This window comes from Leucobacter shiyiweii (assembly GCF_052446065.1).
In the GTDB taxonomy this organism is placed as follows: Bacteria; Actinomycetota; Actinomycetes; order Actinomycetales; family Microbacteriaceae; genus Leucobacter.
Genome location: NZ_CM127080.1, coordinates 2,433,493 through 2,449,485 on the forward strand (window position 1 = coordinate 2,433,493; position 15,993 = coordinate 2,449,485).

Annotated in this window: 16 protein-coding genes and 2 tRNA genes; 10 read left to right on the forward strand and 8 right to left on the reverse strand. The window is 56.8% G+C overall.

What is annotated here, in order from left to right:
- Positions 1–3 precede the first annotated feature (3 nt).
- Positions 4–327: a thioredoxin gene (gene trxA / locus ACTNFJ_RS11275; protein ID WP_435906370.1), complete on the forward strand. Its 324-nt coding sequence runs from the start codon at positions 4–6 to the stop codon at positions 325–327.
- Between the two features lie 179 nt (positions 328–506).
- On the opposite strand, the gene ACTNFJ_RS11280 is transcribed toward trxA, so the two are convergent.
- From ACTNFJ_RS11280 to rpmH, 8 genes are all read right to left on the reverse strand, one after another.
- The gene (locus tag ACTNFJ_RS11280; RefSeq protein ID WP_435906371.1) at positions 507–1,505 is read right to left on the reverse strand and encodes a ParB/RepB/Spo0J family partition protein; all 999 of its coding nucleotides are present in this window, start codon (positions 1,503–1,505) and stop codon (positions 507–509) included.
- 2 nt (positions 1,506–1,507) lie between these two features.
- Positions 1,508–2,407, reverse strand: a complete 900-nt coding sequence (locus tag ACTNFJ_RS11285) for a ParA family protein (protein WP_435906372.1) — start codon at positions 2,405–2,407, stop codon at positions 1,508–1,510.
- 37 nt (positions 2,408–2,444) lie between these two features.
- A complete protein-coding gene (gene rsmG / locus ACTNFJ_RS11290) occupies positions 2,445–3,080 on the reverse strand; it encodes a 16S rRNA (guanine(527)-N(7))-methyltransferase RsmG (protein ID WP_435906373.1) in 636 nt (211 codons plus the stop codon).
- 13 nt (positions 3,081–3,093) lie between these two features.
- Positions 3,094–3,597 (reverse strand): Jag family protein, encoded by a 504-nt coding sequence (locus tag ACTNFJ_RS11295; RefSeq protein WP_435906374.1) that lies wholly within the window; start codon positions 3,595–3,597, stop codon positions 3,094–3,096.
- 10 nt (positions 3,598–3,607) lie between these two features.
- On the reverse strand, positions 3,608–4,555 hold the full coding sequence (gene yidC / locus ACTNFJ_RS11300) for a membrane protein insertase YidC (RefSeq protein WP_435906375.1): 948 nt from the start codon (positions 4,553–4,555) through the stop codon (positions 3,608–3,610).
- Positions 4,556–4,560: 5 nt separating this feature from the next.
- Positions 4,561–4,812 carry a membrane protein insertion efficiency factor YidD gene (yidD, locus tag ACTNFJ_RS11305; RefSeq protein WP_435906488.1) on the reverse strand — a complete coding sequence of 84 codons (252 nt, stop codon included), beginning with the start codon at positions 4,810–4,812 and terminating at the stop codon, positions 4,561–4,563.
- 62 nt (positions 4,813–4,874) lie between these two features.
- Positions 4,875–5,282, reverse strand: a complete 408-nt coding sequence (rnpA, locus tag ACTNFJ_RS11310) for a ribonuclease P protein component (protein WP_435906376.1) — start codon at positions 5,280–5,282, stop codon at positions 4,875–4,877.
- A gap of 17 nt (positions 5,283–5,299) precedes the next feature.
- On the reverse strand, positions 5,300–5,437 hold the full coding sequence (rpmH, locus tag ACTNFJ_RS11315; RefSeq protein WP_382446410.1) for a 50S ribosomal protein L34: 138 nt from the start codon (positions 5,435–5,437) through the stop codon (positions 5,300–5,302).
- Positions 5,438–5,798: 361 nt separating this feature from the next.
- Here rpmH and dnaA point away from each other — a divergent pair, with 361 nt between their 5' ends.
- The 9 genes from dnaA to ACTNFJ_RS11360 all read left to right on the forward strand — a co-directional run bounded on the left by dnaA (position 5,799) and on the right by ACTNFJ_RS11360 (position 15,990).
- Positions 5,799–7,226 carry a chromosomal replication initiator protein DnaA gene (dnaA, locus tag ACTNFJ_RS11320; RefSeq protein ID WP_435906377.1) on the forward strand — a complete coding sequence of 476 codons (1,428 nt, stop codon included), beginning with the start codon at positions 5,799–5,801 and terminating at the stop codon, positions 7,224–7,226.
- A 413-nt stretch (positions 7,227–7,639) separates the two neighbouring features.
- Complete coding sequence (dnaN, locus tag ACTNFJ_RS11325; RefSeq protein ID WP_435906378.1) at positions 7,640–8,782, forward strand: DNA polymerase III subunit beta; 1,143 nt, start codon at positions 7,640–7,642, stop codon at positions 8,780–8,782.
- A gap of 9 nt (positions 8,783–8,791) precedes the next feature.
- Complete coding sequence (gene recF, locus ACTNFJ_RS11330) at positions 8,792–10,015, forward strand: DNA replication/repair protein RecF (RefSeq protein WP_435906379.1); 1,224 nt, start codon at positions 8,792–8,794, stop codon at positions 10,013–10,015.
- 136 nt (positions 10,016–10,151) lie between these two features.
- Positions 10,152–10,493, forward strand: a complete 342-nt coding sequence (locus tag ACTNFJ_RS11335; RefSeq protein WP_435906380.1) for a DciA family protein — start codon at positions 10,152–10,154, stop codon at positions 10,491–10,493.
- Between the two features lie 245 nt (positions 10,494–10,738).
- Positions 10,739–12,733 (forward strand): DNA topoisomerase (ATP-hydrolyzing) subunit B, encoded by a 1,995-nt coding sequence (gene gyrB, locus ACTNFJ_RS11340; RefSeq protein WP_435906381.1) that lies wholly within the window; start codon positions 10,739–10,741, stop codon positions 12,731–12,733.
- Positions 12,734–12,788: 55 nt separating this feature from the next.
- Entirely contained in the window at positions 12,789–15,314 is a 2,526-nt protein-coding gene (gyrA, locus tag ACTNFJ_RS11345) for a DNA gyrase subunit A (RefSeq protein WP_435906489.1), read from the forward strand.
- A complete protein-coding gene (locus tag ACTNFJ_RS11350; RefSeq protein ID WP_435906382.1) occupies positions 15,307–15,714 on the forward strand; it encodes a DUF3566 domain-containing protein in 408 nt (135 codons plus the stop codon). The genes gyrA and ACTNFJ_RS11350 overlap by 8 nt, the downstream gene beginning before the upstream one ends.
- Positions 15,715–15,808: 94 nt before the next feature.
- Positions 15,809–15,882: transfer RNA gene (locus ACTNFJ_RS11355), tRNA-Ile, on the forward strand.
- Positions 15,883–15,914: 32 nt separating this feature from the next.
- A tRNA-Ala gene (locus tag ACTNFJ_RS11360) sits at positions 15,915–15,990 on the forward strand.
- Positions 15,991–15,993: the final 3 nt, after the last annotated feature.

The following is a 15,993-nucleotide window of genomic DNA, read 5'->3' on the forward strand; positions in this document are numbered from 1 at the left end:
ACCATGTCTGAACCCATCATCGTCGGAGAGCAAACCTTCGACAAGGTTGTACTGCAGAGCGACACACCCGTGCTCGTGGATTTCTGGGCGGAATGGTGCGGGCCGTGCCGAATGGTCGCGCCTGTGCTTGCGCAGATCGCTGCCGAGCATGACGGCAAGATCATCATCGCAAAGGTAAACGTCGACGAGAACCCAGGGCTCGCCGCCAAGTACCGCATCACCTCGATTCCCGCCATGAAGGTCTTCCAGGGCGGCGAAGAGGTCCGAGAGATCATCGGCGCAGTCCCCAAAACAGTTCTTGAAGAGCACCTCGCCGGGATTATCTAGAAGCTCCCCTGGCAAGGCCTGGTGCAGCGCCCGGTTTCCGCGATCCGCGGGCCGGGCGCTGTGCTGTGTGAAGACTGAATTGAATCTATTGCTGGAAAATCACACTCCCGCGGAGGTGTGATGGTGCCCGGGCGGGGGTTGAGCGTTCGTCATCGAGACCGCTCCGCAGCGGCGAACTGCTAGCTGAAGCCCGGGTCGCCCAATTCCTCGAGGATACGCTTGAGGTCGGCGATCGTCGCGAAGTCGATGAGCACCTGTCCCTTTTTTGCACCCAGCTTGATCGTGACGCGCGTGTCGAAACGATCGCCGAGCCGCTCGGCGATCTCGCCCAGCTGAGCCTGAACGCCACCCGGACGGGCACGTGGGCGTTTCTGTTTCGGGGCTTCCCCTGCCACGGCCTCGGCAGCGCGGACCGACAGACCCTCGTTCACGATCTTGTCGGCGAGCCGTTGCATCGATGCGGCGTCACCGTCGAGCGACAGTATCGCTCGAGCGTGCCCGGCGGTGAGCACCCCTGCCGCGACCCGTGCCTGCACGGGTTCGGGTAGGCGCAGGAGGCGAATGGTGTTCGAAATCTGAGGCCGTGAGCGGCCAATGCGGGCGGCTAGCTGCTCCTGAGTAATGCCAAAATCGCTGAGCAACTGCTGATACGCGGAGGCTTCCTCGAGGGGATTCAGCTGCGCGCGGTGCAGGTTCTCAAGTAGGGCATCGCGCAACATGTGTTCGTCAGCTGTGCTGCGGATGATCGCGGGGATTGTCTCGCGTCCAGCGCGCTGGCTAGCGCGAAAGCGACGCTCGCCCATAATGAGCTCGTAGTGCGGTTCGCCCTCTCCGGGCGTCGGCTCGATCGCGCGCACGACGACCGGCTGAAACACACCAAACTCTCGGATGGAGTGAGTGAGTTCTTCAAGGGCTTCCTCGTCGAACTCGGTGCGGGGCTGCGCCCGGTTCGGAACGATGTCGGCAAGGTCGAGATTCGTGAGTGTTGCACCGGGAACCTGGCGAAGCTCTGGACCTCCGGCCTCAAGTTCGGCACGAACCTTTTCGGCAATCGCCTGTTCGTCGGAGCTACGATCAGCTGGAAAGAAGACGTCTACCGGACGTTCACCCTCGCTCGTGCTCTGCGGAATGAGTGCGCCGATGCCTCTCCCCAGCCCGCTGCGCTTCTTCGTGGCCATGGTCAGGCTCCTTTACTGGTGAGGGGTTCGGCGTCGCGTTCGGCCATCTCGGCCGCTGCCTCCAGGTACGCGATCGCACCGATCGAACCCGCGTCGTAGGCGTGCACCGTCTGGCCGTAGCTTGGCGCTTCTGAGATGCGCACCGACCGCGGCACAACCGCTGTAAGCGTTTCTGTAGGGAAGTGGGTGCGCACCTCTTGCGCAACTTCTTGCGCAAGGTTTGTTCGCGCGTCGTACATCGTGAGCAGGATGGTTGAGACTCGCAACTCGGGGTTCAAATGCTTCTGGATAAGTTTGATATTCCCGAGCAGCTGACTCAACCCCTCGAGAGCGTAATACTCGCATTGAATGGGAATGAGAACCTCGTTCGCGGCCACGAACGCGTTGACCGTCAACAGCCCAAGAGAGGGGGGGCAATCAATAAAGACATAGTGAAAATGCGTCTCTGATTCGCGGAGAAATTCGTCGAGCGCCGTGCGCAAACGCTGTTCCCTGGCAACCAGGGACACCAGCTCAATCTCTGCGCCTGCCAGATTGATTGTCGAAGGAACGCAGAACAGTCGCTCGTGATCGGTGGTCGGCTGAATCGCAGCCTGAATATCCTCGTCTCCGAGCAGCACGTCATACACGCTCGTCACCTCAGGCCGATGCATGACACCCAGCGCCGTCGACGCATTCCCCTGTGGATCGAGATCAATGACGAGAACATTTGCCCCGCGGCGTGCAAGCGCGGATGCCAAATTTACGGTCGTCGTGGTCTTGCCCACGCCTCCCTTCTGATTTGACACCGTGATGATGCGAGTCTTCAGGGGCAGGGGAGACACGGTTTGCTCCAGGGCGCGACGTCGACGACGCTTGTCGACCAGATGCTTGGCCACGAGTGCGTTGTCGGTTTCGGTCATCGCTTCCTCAGTCACGTCACGACCAGGTACAAGGGGATCACCGCACCCGGGCTCTCAACACTCTAGTCGTCTCGTCGAGCAATCCGAGTCCAAGCTCCTCGACAGTCACGTCATGCACCCGATGAGCGCGCAGCGCCTTCTCCGCGGCGCTAATCTCCGCTTCCACCGCAGCACCCTTCAAGAAGAGCATTTCTCCCCCGTCCCGCAGCAAGGGGGCCGTCAAGGGAACGAGTCTCCTGAGAGCGGTCACTGCTCGTGCGGTGACCTGATCAACCTTCAAAGCCCTGTGGAATTCTTCGGCTCGACCCCGCCTAACTTCGGCGTTGTCGAGGCCCAGCAGCTGGATCTGTTCGGTGAGCCACGCACAACGACGTTCCATCGGTTCGATGAGATAGAAGTGTGCATCGGGTCGGATGATGGCAAGAACCAACCCTGGCAGGCCCCCGCCCGTGCCAACGTCGGCAACACTCGCGCCGCTCTGAATGAGAGGAGCCAGGACTGCGCTGTTGAGTACGTGCCGGGTCCACAACCGGGGTCCTTCTAGTGGTCCAATGAGTCCAAGCGTCTCGCCGCGCGCGCCAAGGTCCTCCGTGAATGCGCGAAGCACCCCGATTCGACTTCCAGCGATTTCTGCGGCCGCCGCTGGCTCGGTTTCGGTCCCATTCTCAGACATGTTTCACGTGAAACTAAGACGCGCGGCGAATTACGAGCCGACGGTCGCGGCCCTCTCCGCGTGACTCTGAGTGGAAGCCACGCTCAGCGACAAGATCGTGCACAAGCTTGCGTTCGTAGGAGGACATCGGCTCAAGTTCGACCTCCACTCGACCTGCGGCAATCTGCGCCACAGCTGCATCAACCATGCCCCGGAGCTCGGTGGCACGGGCATCCCGTGATCCACCAATATCGAGAATGAGCCGAGAGAAGCGTCCAGTCTCGCTCTGAATCGCAAGGCGTGTGAGGTCCTGCAGTGCCTGCACGACGTCAGGCATCGCCAGGTGATCTATGTCTTCGCCACCCCCGGTCACCGACAGGTACGCACGACCATTGGCTACCGAAATATCGAGATCACCGTCTAGATCGGCGATGTCGAGGAGACCCTCGATGTAATCTGCCGCCAGATCTCCCTCGGTCTCGAGTTCATCGACAGTGGGATCTGCGAGCAGTTCGCTTAGTCCTTCACGTTCACCCATCAGCGGGGCCTCACTTCTTCTTCTTTGAACGCTTGGCGCTCTTCGGTTGCTGTCGTTGGCCCTGCGCTGCGGCCTTTGCCTCACGGGACTCCTCGACCTCAAGTTCCTCGGGGCTGAGCTTTCCCTTAGCTCGCAATCGAGCCTGACGCGCGCGCCAAGCATCACTTCCAGGAGTGGGCATGTTGTGGATAACGATGAACTGCTGGCCCATTGTCCACAGGTTTGAGGTGAACCAGTAGATGTTCAGCGCAAGCGGGAACGCAACACCTGAGAACAGGAAGGCGAACGGAATGATGTACAGCATGATCTTTTGCTGACGGTACATCGGGGATGCCTTGGTCTCGTCAGAGATATTCTTCGACATGATCTGCAGTTGAGTGAAGAACTGTGAGGCAATCATGGCAATCACGATGATGCCGAGCAGGATTACCACACTCCACTGGCCCGATTCCCAGCCTTGAGTGAAGGTCATCTTCAGGGGCGCCCCGAAGACGCTGGCCGCGTTAAAGCTCTGCGTCAGGCTCTCGTCCATGAAACCGATGCCGGGTTTGTTGTCCGATGCGTTCCGCAACACGTAGAACAGGGAGAAGAAAATGGGCATCTGAATCAAGATAGGTAAGCACGAGGAGAAAGGGTTCGTTCCATGCTTCTTGTAGAGGGCCATGGTCTCCCGACTCATAGCCTCCCGCGAGAACTGGTCGCTCTTGCCCTTGTACTTTGCCTGCACCTTCTTCATTTCGGGTGCAAGGTCCATCATTCGTCGCTGTGCCTTGATTTGGCGAACAGTTACGGGAATGAGCAGCGATCGAACGACGACCACCAGCCCGAGTATGGAAAGCACCCAGGCTGCACCGGAAGCCGGATCGAGTCCGATCAGGGTGAAGAGCTGGTGCCAAAGCATCAGCACTAGCTCGACGAGCCAGCGCAACGGCCACAGAATTGTCTCGATGAAATCCACCGTGATCAGGCCTTTCGTGGGGTGGGGCGAACGAATCCGCGGGAACTGAGGGAAAATCTGGGGTGGCGCCGCTCGGGCGCATCATCGATCCCACCGGGGGTCCATGGATTACACCGGATCAATCGCCAAAGTGTGAGGCCAATTCCTGCAACACATCCCTGTCGTTGAAACGCTTCCAAAGCGTAGCGTGAACAACTGGGATAGTACCTGCACACGTCTCCATATAGAGGTGACACGACCCGACGGTAGCCCAGCATAAACGCGATTGCCAGGTTTCTGGGCAGAAGCCACACGGCTTCAGCGAACCACAAAACATATCTCACGACGACACAGCAGGTTCTTCGGCAAGAATCCAACGTTCGACACGATCCAGCGCTCGCTCAATCTCTCTAGCTAGATCAGAAAATTCTGCGCCCGAACTCGCTGGGAGCGCGCGAAATACAATATCTACTCCACTGAAACCGGCAGCAATATGCCGCTGGGCGATTGACTTGAATCGTCGTCTCACCAAGTTTCTCGTGACCGCACCACCGACTGCCTTCGACACAATGAAGCCGAACCGAGCGGGCAACAGGGACTGCGCCTCCCCGTCACCTGATTCATTCGTTTGATGGGGATGACGCAAAACCGCGTGGGTGATGCACAATGCACCACCCACGCGGTAGCCGTTTCGTATGATGCGCCGGTAGTCATCGCCCCGAGTGACTCGGTGCTGCCTGGCTGGCACGATCGTTTGCGTGAAAGCTACGCAGTGAGCTTCGTGCGGCCCTTGCCGCGACGAGCGGCAACAATCGCACGTCCTGCACGAGTGCGCATGCGGGCGCGGAAACCATGCACTTTGGCACGACGACGGTTGTTTGGCTGGAAGGTACGCTTGCTCATTGTGAAGACTCCGTGACTTATGGAATAGATCCCCGACGCTTCAGTGACGAGGAAGTCGAATCTGGGCAGGGCGACAACTGGGTTGCACCCATACAAGGATCCAAAGATACGCTGTTTGCTTGGTTAAGTCAAAGCGTGGCATGTGAGTGTGATGGATTGTGCCGGCGATTTGCCCGGAAGCGTGGAAGGAGTTCCGCATGTTGGGTGTGAGAACTTGCCTGTGGACAATTCTGTGACTAACGTTGGCGCAGGCGTGAGTGCCGGATATTTTCCCGCATCTTTGCGCCTTTCTGCCCTGTCACCCTGTGGATGAATCTGGGGAATCTACTGTTGGTTAGTCGGAAGAATTTCGGAAGTACACGTGACTGAAGAAGACGTGCAACGCGTATGGGCACAGATCACCCATGCTGTGATGAGTGATCCCCAGGTCGGGCCCGCCGTCGGGGCACAGCTTGCACTTGCAGTGCCGCGCGGCATCAGCGCGGGAACTCTATTTCTCGCGGTCCAGCATGAGTTCACGCTGAAACTGCTCGAGAATCGCTTGCGTCCGTCGATCATGCAAGCTGTGTCGGCCATTCCCGATGCGATTGAGATCGAGAGTTTTGTGGTTATCGTCGACGTTGACGCACAACCGGCGATCGACCCTGAGCCCGAGGAAAATCCCGTGTGGCAAAGTCATGTCACGCCAACGCCCTCGGTAGAGCATGTACGCCCCGTTGAGGAACCCCGTCCGCGCCATGGCCAACATGATCTTGCAGACAGTCGTCTCAATGAGAAGTATCGCTTTGATTCCTTTGTCATTGGGCAATCCAACCGATTCGCGCATGCCGCAGCGGTCGCCGTAGCTGAGGCACCCGCTCGAGCCTACAACCCGCTGTTTATCTACGGTGATTCGGGTCTTGGCAAGACTCACCTCCTTCATGCCATTGGTCATTATGCCCGGGAACTCTTTCCTGAAATTCGGGTGAGGTATGTAAGTTCAGAAGATTTCACCAATGACTTCATTAATTCCATCGCGAATAACCAGGGAGCGGCATTTCACGCACGGTATCGAAGCGTCGATGTACTGCTTGTAGACGATATTCAGTTCCTCGAGGGCAAGGCCGAAACTCAGGAAGCGTTTTTCCACACTTTTAACACCCTCCATGACCACAGCAAGCAAGTAGTCATTACGAGCGATGTGCCACCGAAGCAGCTGCGGGGCTTCGAAGACCGGATGCGTTCGCGCTTTGAGTGGGGTCTTCTCACAGATATTCAGGTACCCGATCTTGAGACCCGGATTGCGATCCTTCGAAAGAAGGCAAAGCGTGAGAGTCTCGAAATAGATCACGACATATTGGAGTTCATTGCCTCCAAGTTCACTTCTAACATTCGTGAACTTGAAGGGACTCTGATTCGAGTTACCGCATTTGCGAGCTTGAACCAGCAACGTGTTGATATGCCGTTGGTCCAGACAGTTCTGAAAGACCTCATAACCCTGGATGAGGACAACGAAGTGCAGCCTACTGACATCATCAGTCACACGGCCGAGTACTTTGACCTTGCCCTCGACGAACTGTACGGCCCATCCCGCGCCCAGCAAATTGCAACCGCACGTCAAATCGCGATGTACCTGTGTCGTGAGCTCACACCGCTATCACTGCCGAAGATCGGCCAACTCTTCGGGGGTCGTGATCACACCACAGTGATGTACGCGCACCGAAAGATCACTCAACTCATTGCAGAGCGTCGTTCAATCTTTAACCAGGTAACGGAGTTGACGACGCGCATCAAACAGGCCACACGCTAGCCTCTTCGCATATTCTTAGTTATCCACAGATTGTCGCCTTCTTGTGAATAACTGGGGAGAACTCTGCTGTCCTTGTGTGCAATTCAGGGTTGCCTGTGGAAACTCACACATCCCACGAGAGCCGCAAGATTCCGCCAATCACACGCTCTCCACGGCCGTTGAACAACTCACACTGCTGTAGTTCCCAACCGCTGGCAGCGATCGTCGGAGTTATCCACAGTTTTCACAGCCCTTATTACTATTAACTATCCATTCATATTCCATTGGTCGATCCATCACGTTGTGGATAAACCGGCCCAGGGCCAGGCTCGATCATTCTCTGACTCACGGAGCCAGGAGTGTGCAAAGATTGTCGGGCAACCCTCGATGCTCGAGGATCTGGTTGCAGACACAAGATTGCGCAAGGAGCTGGCATGCGTTTTACCGTCAACCGTGACGTGTTTAGTGAGGCCGTTTCCTTTGCCGTCAAGCTGCTTCCGCAGAGACCTACACAACCGCTGCTCAGTGGTGTCTTGATCGAAGCAGATGGCGGCGAAATAACGCTGTCTTCATTCGACTATGAGACCTCGGCGCGAACAAACGTCATCGCTGAGACTGTGGAACCAGGTCGTGCACTAGTTTCCGGTCGCCTTCTCGGGGAAATTGCTCAGAGGCTTCCTCACGCCGATGTTGAGATTTCGCTGACCGACACGCGTATTCAAGTGCGCTGCGGAGCATCTTCCTTCAGTCTCCCCGCGATGCCTGTTGAGGAGTACCCTCAGGTTCCGAGAATTGACACCGTATCGGGCTCGGTACCTGCTGAAGTCTTTGCGACGGCTATTGCACAGGTATCCCTTGCGGCGTCCAAGGATGACGTAACTCCCGTAATCACCGGAGTTCAGTTTGAGGTTTCGGAAAATGCCCTCACCTTGACCGCAACTGACCGATATCGTGTGGCAACTCGCCGTATTGATTGGCAACCGCTTGGTGGTGACACCACACTCACTGCGCTTGTGCCGGCGAAGGTTGTCATCGAGGTTGGCAAAATGTTCGGTTCCGACGGTACCGTGGAAGTGGCCATCGTGAAGGACTCAGATCGTGAGTTAGTCGCATTCACTGGCGGGAACAAGACTGTGACCTCGCTCCTCATCAAGGGGAACTATCCACCCGTTGGCCGGCTCTTTCCGGAATTCATTGAGAACTACGCGGTTATCAACACCGCCGAGCTAGTGGAAGCGGTCGGCCGCGTAGGTCTTGTCCTGGAGCGTGAGGCAGCTCTTCGGTTCTCTTTCATTGAGGGACAGGTAACGCTGGAGGCGGCAGGTACGGAGACCGCTCAGGCCGTTGAGACGGTTGATGCTCATCTTGTCGGTGATGAGATGATCGTTTCGTTGAAGCCACAGTTCTTGCTTGATGGGCTCAGGTCAACTCATGCGGAGTTTGCACGTATCGGTTTCACTAGAACCGAGAATGCGAGCAAGCCAGGGCCCGTGCTCATCACGAGCCAACGCAGCAAAGACGAAGTGGACGAGCAGAGCTTCCGCTATCTCCTACAGCCCAATCTTCTACTCCGATAGGAGTCCAAGATGCGTGTCACGCATCTCTCACTTAGCAATTTTCGCAATTATGAATCCGCCGAGGTGGGCCTTGCGCCTGGCGTGAATGTGATTGTAGGAGAAAACGGGCAAGGCAAAACCAACCTGGTTGAGGCCGTCGCGTACTTCTCTTCCCTCAGTTCTCATCGGGTAAGCAGTGACGTTGCGTTGATTCGCGCTGGAACTGAATCCGCAGTGGCCCGCATGAGGATTGCCGTTGCGGAGCGGGAAGCCCTTCTCGAGATTCAATTAAACCGCAGTCAGCCCAATCGCGGTCAGATTAACCGCAATCTGGCCAAACCTCGAGATCTCACGAGATGGTTTTCGTCTGTTGTGTTTGCTCCCGAGGATTTGAGTCTAGTTCGGGGAGAACCAGCTACAAGGCGACGGTTTCTTGATGAGGCGCTGGTGGCACGGCATCCGCCACTTTCCGGAGTGATTGCGGATTACGAGCGCGTCGTAAAGCAGAGAAATTCCCTGCTGAAGTCAGCCAGAATCACGGGAAGAAAGGATGCCGTCGAAGCTACCCTTTCGGTCTGGGACGAGCAGCTGATCGAGTTGGGTTCTCGCATTATGTTCGGCAGACGCGCGCTTGTAAGAGAACTGTTGCCTCATTTGGTCTCGAACTACCGCGCTCTGGTGAGGGCGGACCACTTGCCATCCCTTACCCTCCTGGAGTCTGCGGCGCCGAGAGCTCAGGGAGTCAATGTTTCACGTGAAACACTGGCAATTCCTCATGAGCTCGAAGTAGCAAACGAACGGAGTGTTTCACGTGAAACAATCGCAGCGGAATTCGCGGAGTCCCTCGCGTCGGTGAGGCAAGGTGAGTTGGACCGAGGAGTGACTATGGTTGGTCCACACCGCGACGATCTCCATCTTTCATTAAACTCTCTTCCCGTGCGTGGATACGCGAGTCATGGAGAGTCGTGGTCATTCGCTCTGTCACTTCGCCTGTCACTTGCTGCGCTATTGCGCGCGGAATCGCCGGTAGGGGATCCGGTCATCATTCTTGACGACGTCTTCGCCGAACTTGACGCCCGGCGCAGGTCGCGACTCATGGAGGCCGTTGGAGACTTTGAGCAGGTTCTTGTTACCGCAGCCGTAGAGGAAGACCTTCCGTCGGGTGTCAGGGGAAGAAGGATTCACATAGTTTCCGGTCATGTTGCACAGATCACAGACGGGCGGCTCAATGAGGGGGAGCTCAGTGAGCATTAGCAGCGACACAGGGTTTGCCAGCGACGCCTATCTCCGGGCAAAAGCTCATTGGAAAGGATTGCCTCTGCGAAAAGGCCCGGGAAGGAGTCGGGTTGCCTCGGGGAGCGAGCCCTTCGGAGGGGGAAGAGATCCGCAAATGCTTGGTCAGATTCTTGCGGGAACGACCCGTGATCTGGGGTGGAAGCTTGAGCTCGAGCAAGCCCGCCTTATCGCTGAGTGGGCAGTATTTATTGGAGAAACCACTGCCGAGCACACGGAGATCACGGAGTTGCGGGAAGGAACGTTGATTGTCCAGTGTGACTCCACTGCATGGGCCACTGAATTACGTCGCCTGCGCGGCGAGATCCTCACCCGGGTAATGAATGAGTATCCAAATGCGGAGATCCGAGAGATGAAGTTTCTGGCACCAGGCGCCCCAAGCTGGCGTCACGGAAGAAGGTCAGTTCCCGGCCGCGGTCCGCGAGATACATATGGGTAAATAGGGGAGAAACCTGGAAGCGGGCCTGTGAGTTCGAAAGGTCGTTTGGTTCTAATACCGACTTTGGGGCGGCCGATGACAGGTGAACCTTCGTTTCGAGTGAGACTGGGGTGGATCCCGGGCCGAGAACGCCCCTGAATCGCACGAAAAGGCCTGTCCCAGGGCTGCGCATTGATAGGCTTGAGTTCGAAAGTACCCGGCGCGAAATACCACCCTGAAACGCGGGTAGAGGGATACACCACAGTATGACTTTAGAACAGGCCGCGGCCGAACAACAATACGGTGCTGGAGACATCCAGGTACTCGAAGGTCTCGAGGCGGTGCGGAAGCGCCCCGGAATGTACATTGGATCGACAGGACCTCGTGGGCTGCATCATCTTGTGTACGAGATCGTAGATAATTCGGTCGACGAGGCACTTGCCGGACACTGTGACACGATACATGTCACCATTCTTGAAGATGGTGCGGTGAGAGTCGTAGATAACGGACGAGGAATTCCCGTTGATATGCACCCGACAGAGGGCCGCTCCACGGTCGAGGTCGTTCTGACCGTGCTGCACGCCGGCGGAAAATTCGGTGGCAGTGGATACGCGGTTTCAGGTGGGCTGCACGGCGTTGGTTCATCCGTTGTCAACGCACTGTCTTCCCGGTTTGAGGTTCAGGTTAAACGACAAGGTTTCACGTGGAACATGTCGTTCACCGACAGCGTCCCTGACGCACCCCTCGCTCAGGGGACTCCAAGCGATGAGAGCGGAACGACTATTACGTTCTGGCCCAGCGCAGAAATTTTTGAGACGATCGAGTTTGATTACCAGACTCTACGAACTCGTTTTCAACAGATGGCCTTTCTAAACAAGGGTCTGCGAATTTCGCTCACTGATCTGCGGCCCCAAGATCCGGTCGAGAATGAACACGGCGAGTCGGTCGTCCCTGATGCTCCACGTGATGAGTTCAGGTACGAACGCGGTATTGAGGACTACGTTCGTCACCTCAACGCAGCCAAACGAGCCGACTTCGTGCACGATGAGATCATTTCCTTTGAATCCGAAGACACGACTCGGCGAATCTCCGCCGAGGTGGCAATGCAATGGACGACCTCGTACACAGAGAGCGTTCACACCTATGCGAACACCATTAATACCCACGAGGGTGGGACCCACGAAGAAGGTTTTCGTGCGGCACTCACCACACTCGTCAATCGCTATGCTCGCGAAAAGAACTACCTCCGCGAGAAGGATGAGAACCTCTCCGGTGAGGATGTGCGTGAGGGGCTGACAGCCGTACTCTCAGTAAAACTGGGAGAACCGCAGTTCGAAGGCCAGACCAAGACAAAACTTGGCAACACGGAAGCGAAGGCGTTCGTGCAGAAGGTCGTCGGCGATCAGCTGGGGGATTGGTTTGAGCGCAACCCTGGGGCCGCCAAAGACATCATTCGAAAAGCGATTCAAGCTGCAACAGCGAGACTAGCTGCGCGAAAAGCGCGCGAGACCGCTCGTCGCAAGGGGTTGCTTGAGTCGGGTGGAATGCCTGGCAAGCTCTCGGACTGTGCGAGCAAAGACCCGACAATCTCAGAGATCTTCATCGTGGAGGGCGACTCCGCGGGCGGTTCGGCTAAGACCGGCCGTAATCCGGAGACACAGGCGATTCTTCCGCTACGCGGAAAGATTCTGAACGTCGAGAAGGCTAGGCTCGACCGGGCACTCGGCAATGCTGAGGTTCAAGCAATGATCACTGCCTTCGGCGCAGGAATTGGTGAAGACTTCGACCCAAGCAAAGCTAGATATCACAAAATCGTATTGATGGCTGATGCTGACGTGGACGGCCAGCATATTACTACCCTCCTTCTTACCCTCCTATTCAGATATATGAGGCCACTGATCGACATGGGGTATGTCTACTTGGCACAACCCCCGCTCTACCGCATCAAGTGGACGAATGCCGAGCATGAATACGTGTTTAGTGATTCAGAACGAGATGTGAGACTCGCCTCGGGCAGTGAGTCGGGAAAGCGCCTTGCCAAGGAAAGCGGCGTTCAGCGCTACAAGGGCCTCGGCGAGATGAATTACGAAGAATTGTGGGAGACCACGATGAATCCAGAAAGCCGAACCCTGCTGCAGGTCACCATGGACGATGCAGCTGCGGCAGACGAAATCTTCTCCACACTCATGGGCGAAGACGTGGAATCACGTCGAAACTTCATCCAACAGAACGCGAAGGACGTGCGCTTCCTTGACATCTGAGAACCAGACTCCAGAACGCGAATTCGCAGAGACGAGCGCCGAAGAGTCACATCGAATCCATGGCAGAATCGACCAAGTCGATCTGCAGCTCGAGATGCAGCGGTCGTATCTTGACTACGCAATGAGTGTCATCGTCGGACGTGCTTTGCCCGACGTTCGAGACGGTCTGAAACCGGTCCATCGTCGAGTAATCTACACAATGTATGACGGGGGTTATCGACCCGACAAAGCGTTTTCCAAGTGCACTCGAGTCATCGGTGACGTGATGGGTCAGTTCCACCCGCACGGTGATAGTGCCGTCTACGACTCACTCGTTAGGCTCGTGCAACCCTGGTCAATGCGGTATCCGTTGGCTCTAGGACAGGGCAACTTCGGTTCACCGGGCAATGACGGCGCGGCAGCCCACCGTTACACCGAAACAAAGATGTCGCCGCTCGCCATGGAGATGGTGCGTGACATCGATGAAGATACCGTTGATTTTCAAGACAACTACGACGGCCGTACACGTGAGCCAACGGTGCTCACCTCTCGTTTCCCCAATCTCCTTGTAAACGGCTCAGTCGGCATCGCGGTCGGCATGGCCACGAATATTCCTCCGCACAACCTGCGGGAGGTTGCTGAGGCGGCCAAGTGGCACCTGGAGCATCCCGATGCTTCGCGCGACGAGCTCCTTGAGGCGCTAATGGAGCGCGTGAAGGGACCGGATTTCCCTACCGGCGCGCAAATTTTGGGTAGTAAGGGGATTCGCGAGGCCTATCAGACCGGCCGCGGATCGGTCACCATGCGTGCAGTGGTGAGCATCGAGGAGTTGCGAGGGCGCAATTGCCTCGTCGTAACAGAACTCCCGTACCAAGTTAATCCTGACAACCTAGCCGTGAAGATCGCCGACTTGGTGAAGGACGGAAAGATACAGGGTATCGCCGACATTCGAGACGAATCGAGTGGACGCACGGGGCAGCGTTTGGTGATCGTGCTCAAGCGGGATGCAATCGCCAAGGTAGTACTCAACAACCTGTACAAGCACACACAACTACAAGAGAACTTCGGCGCGAATATGCTCGCGATCGTCGACGGTGTGCCACGAACCCTTGCGCTTGACGGCTTCATCACCGCGTGGGCTAGACACCAGATCGAAGTCATCGTACGTCGCACTGAGTTCCGACTGCGCAAGGCCGAAGCTGAGGCCCATATTCAGCGCGGCTACTTGAAGGCGCTCGATGCTCTAGATGAGGTAATCGCCCTTATTCGTCGATCTTCAACAGTTGAGGAGGCCCGTGAGGGTCTCATGGGTTTGCTGGGTGTGGATCAGATACAGGCCGATGCAATTCTGGGCTTGCAGTTGCGACGACTCGCGGCGCTTGAGCGACAGAAGATTCTTGACTTGGCAGCCAAGCTCGAACTGCAGATCCAAGAATTCCAGGAAATACTCGGCTCTTCTTCTGCGCAGCGACAGATTGTTGTGGAAGAACTCGACGAACTGGTTCATAAGTTCGGAGACGAACGACGCACCACCATTCTGCACGGGTACGACGGTGACATGTCGATGGAAGACCTGATCCCCGAAGAGGAGATGGTTGTCACCATTACCCGCGGTGGATATGTCAAGCGCACCCGAATCGACAACTATCGGTCACAGCATCGAGGAGGAAAGGGAGTCAAAGGGGCACAACTTCGCGCCGATGACATAGTCGAACACTTCTTCGTCACAACGACTCATCACTGGCTCCTGTTCTTTACGAACACCGGGCGGGTATACCGAGCCAAAACCTACGAAATCCCGGAGGGTGGCCGCGACGCAAAGGGTCAGCACCTCGCGAACCTGCTCGCACTTGGACCCGATGAGCTCGTCACCCAGGTTCTTGCCCTACGGAGCTTCGATGACGGCGGGTATCTGGTGCTTGCCACTCGCGACGGGTTGGTAAAGAAGACTGCACTCACGGAGTACGACACCAACCGTACGGGCGGAATCATCGCCATTAAACTCAGGGACGGTGACGAGCTCGTTTCGGCCCTGATCGCGACTGCGGAGCACGACGTGCTCCTCGTCTCCAGGCAGGGAATGTCGGTTCGCTTCACCGCGTCTGATCAGGCGCTACGGCCGATGGGCCGGTCTACGAGCGGAGTTCGCGGAATGAACTTCCGCGAAGGAGACGCGCTTCTCACTGCATCGACTATTACCGAGGGCGGCTACGTGTTTGTGGTCACCGAGGGTGGCTACGCGAAGCGCACAGCGGTGAGTGAGTACCGAGTGCAGCAGCGAGGTGGCTACGGGATTAAAGTGGCAAAACTCGACGAAACCCGCGGTGACCTCGTCGGAGGTTTCATCGTCGAGGAGAGCGATGAGGTGCTTGTCGTACTCGCGAGCGGAAAGGTCGTGCGGTCAAATGTGGCCGAGGTTCCTGCGAAGGGCCGGAATACTATGGGAGTCGTGTTTGCGCGATTCCCAGAGGGTGACCGTATCATTGGCATCGCGCGGAATGCGGAGCGTGGTCTTGAGGAGGCCCCGACCGAAGACGCAACAGATCACGCCGAGACAGTCAACACTGGGCCGGATGAACCTAAGGAAGACGTGAATGAGTAATACTGTCGCGGACAAGCTGGCCAAGAAGACGAGAAAAAAGGCGCCGGCGAAGCAAGTTCGTCTGAAACTCGTGTACGTTGACTTCTGGTCGGCCGTGAAGTTCTCTTTTCTGGTGTCGCTGAGCCTCGCAATTGTCGGCGTGGTCGCCATCATTCTGGTGTATACGGTTCTCGTGTCAACGGGGGTGTTGAACCAGCTTGACTCACTCTTCATGGACATTGTGGGCGATCAGAACAGTTTGCTGGCGCTCTTTGGATTCGCTCAGGTATTCGGGTTTGCGATTGTCGTGGGGATTCTGAATGTGATCGTGGGCACCGCGCTTGGCGCGGTCGCTTCGGTCATCTATAACCTCCTTGTTCGAGTAATCGGGGGTTTCCAGCTCGGATTTACGAGCAACTAGGGGTTCACGCGCGAGAGACACGCGCGAAAACCCGACCAAGCACCGCTCGATTTCAGATTTCTCTGGGTTTCGGGTAGAGTCAATTCTTGGTCACGGGGCTATAGCTCAGGCGGTTAGAGCGCTTCACTGATAATGAAGAGGTCCCAGGTTCAAGTCCTGGTAGCCCCACTGATGTTGTCTTTCAGATAGCATTAACCCGCGGGTCCTTAGCTCAGTTGGTAGAGCGCCTGCTTTGCAAGCAGGATGTCGGGAGTTCGATTCTCCCAGGATCCACCACCA

What these genes read in the sequence shown, in the direction of transcription:
- trxA (WP_435906370.1), top strand. Translation starts at nt 4, where the DNA reads ATGTCTGAACCCATCATCGTCGGAGAGCAAACCTTCGACAAGGTTGTA.
- ACTNFJ_RS11280 (WP_435906371.1), bottom strand. Translation starts at nt 1,505, where the DNA reads ATGGCCACGAAGAAGCGCAGCGGGCTGGGGAGAGGCATCGGCGCACTC.
- ACTNFJ_RS11285 (WP_435906372.1), bottom strand. Translation starts at nt 2,407, where the DNA reads ATGACCGAAACCGACAACGCACTCGTGGCCAAGCATCTGGTCGACAAG.
- rsmG (WP_435906373.1), bottom strand. Translation starts at nt 3,080, where the DNA reads ATGTCTGAGAATGGGACCGAAACCGAGCCAGCGGCGGCCGCAGAAATC.
- ACTNFJ_RS11295 (WP_435906374.1), bottom strand. Translation starts at nt 3,597, where the DNA reads ATGGGTGAACGTGAAGGACTAAGCGAACTGCTCGCAGATCCCACTGTC.
- yidD (WP_435906488.1), bottom strand. Translation starts at nt 4,812, where the DNA reads ATGCTGGGCTACCGTCGGGTCGTGTCACCTCTATATGGAGACGTGTGC.
- rpmH (WP_382446410.1), bottom strand. Translation starts at nt 5,437, where the DNA reads ATGAGCAAGCGTACCTTCCAGCCAAACAACCGTCGTCGTGCCAAAGTG.
- dnaN (WP_435906378.1), top strand. Translation starts at nt 7,640, where the DNA reads ATGCGTTTTACCGTCAACCGTGACGTGTTTAGTGAGGCCGTTTCCTTT.
- recF (WP_435906379.1), top strand. Translation starts at nt 8,792, where the DNA reads ATGCGTGTCACGCATCTCTCACTTAGCAATTTTCGCAATTATGAATCC.
- ACTNFJ_RS11335 (WP_435906380.1), top strand. Translation starts at nt 10,152, where the DNA reads ATGCTTGGTCAGATTCTTGCGGGAACGACCCGTGATCTGGGGTGGAAG.
- gyrB (WP_435906381.1), top strand. Translation starts at nt 10,739, where the DNA reads ATGACTTTAGAACAGGCCGCGGCCGAACAACAATACGGTGCTGGAGAC.
- ACTNFJ_RS11350 (WP_435906382.1), top strand. Translation starts at nt 15,307, where the DNA reads ATGAGTAATACTGTCGCGGACAAGCTGGCCAAGAAGACGAGAAAAAAG.